We start from the raw sequence: 1,644 nt of genomic DNA on the forward strand, positions 1-1,644 counted from the left end.
ACACCGGCCGCGCGCAGCCGCCCGGCCAGCACCGCCAGCCGCAACTTGGCCTGTTCGCCCAGCGGCGCGCCGAACACGTCGCACCGCGCGCTCGGCCCGACATCTTTGCCTTCGGCCTGCAGCGCCAACAACGTGCGGTCGACACCGAGACCGAAACCGATGCCCGAAAGATCCTGTCCGCCAAGCTGATGCATGAGACCGTCGTAGCGGCCGCCGCCGCCGATGCCTGACTGCGCGCCCAGCCCGCCGTGCACGAATTCGAACGTGGTCTTGGTGTAGTAGTCCAATCCGCGAACCATCCGCGGGTTGATGACGTAGGGCACACCGAGGGCTTCGAGGTGGGCCAACACCGTCTCGAAATGCTGCTTGGCCACATCGGAGAGGTGGTCGAGCATCACTGGGGCGTCGGCCGTCATCGCCTTGACGTCGGGACGCTTGTCGTCGAGCACCCGCAGCGGGTTGATCTCAGCTCGCTTGCGGGTCTCTTCATCGAGGTCGAGCTGAAACAGGAAGTCCTGCAGCAGTTCCCGATACTGCGGACGACAGGTGTCGTCGCCCAGCGAGGTGATTTCCAGCCGGAACCCGTCAAGACCGAGCGAGCGGAAACCGGCATCGGCGACAGCGATCACCTCGGCGTCCAACGCGGGATCGTCGAGGCCGATCGCTTCCACACCGACCTGCTGCAGCTGGCGGTACCGGCCGGCCTGGGGCCGCTCGTAGCGGAAGAACGGGCCCGCATAGCACAGCTTGACCGGCAGCGCGCCGCGGTCCAGACCGTGCTCGATCACCGCGCGGACCACCCCGGCGGTGCCCTCCGGCCGCAGCGTCACCGAGCGGTCCCCGCGGTCGGCGAAGGTGTACATCTCCTTGGACACCACATCGGTGGACTCACCTACGCCGCGGGCGAACAACGCGGTGTCCTCGAAGATCGGCAGCTCGATGTCGCTGTAACCGGCCCGTCGAGCGGCGTCCAGCAGCGCCGAGCGGACCGCGACGAACCGTGCCGAATCCGGCGGAACGTAGTCCGGGACGCCCTTGGGCGCGGAGAACTCAGTCATGGGCTGAGCCCCTCGATGAACGGGTTGAAGCGCCGCTCGGCACCGATGGTGGTGGAGTTGCCGTGACCGGGCAGCACCACGGTCTTGTCGTCGAGCACCAACAACTTGTCGACGATCGAGCGCAGTAGGTCGCGCCCACTGCCGCCGAATAGATCGGTCCGGCCCACCGAGCGTTCGAACAGCGTGTCGCCGGTGAACACCAACTCTTTATCGCCGGCGACCCGGAACACCACCGATCCGCGGGTGTGGCCCGGCGTGTGGTCGACGGTAACGCTGATCCCGGCCAGGTCGATCTTGTCGCCGTCGCGATCCAGTTCGACGACCTGCTTTGGCTCGCGGAAGATCGCGGCGAGCAGCAACTGCCCCAGCTTCGGCCCGAAGTCCTTGATTGGGTCGGTCAGCATGAACCGGTCCTCGGGATGGATGTAGGCGGGGCACCCGTAGGTGTCGGCCACCTTCTGCGCCGACCAGATGTGGTCGATATGGCCGTGGGTGAGCAGCACCGCAGCCGGTGTCAGCCGGTTTTTGTCCAGAATGCGGCGCAGCTGGCCCATTGCTCGCTGGCCTGGGTCGACGATGATGGCGT

2 protein-coding genes are annotated in these 1,644 nt (G+C 66.7%); both read right to left on the reverse strand.

Features of this window, described 5'->3' with window-relative positions; genetic code table 11:
* On the reverse strand, nucleotides 1-1,058 hold a 1,058-nt coding region (gene hisS / locus WAO18_RS16260), incomplete at its 3' end, for a histidine--tRNA ligase (RefSeq protein WP_422207287.1).
* On the reverse strand, nucleotides 1,055-1,644 hold a 590-nt coding region (locus tag WAO18_RS16265), incomplete at its 5' end, for an MBL fold metallo-hydrolase (protein ID WP_422207288.1). The genes WAO18_RS16265 and hisS, both read right to left, overlap by 4 nt.

The organism is Mycobacterium sp. (genome assembly GCF_049278535.1).
Taxonomy (GTDB): Bacteria; Actinomycetota; Actinomycetes; order Mycobacteriales; family Mycobacteriaceae; genus Mycobacterium.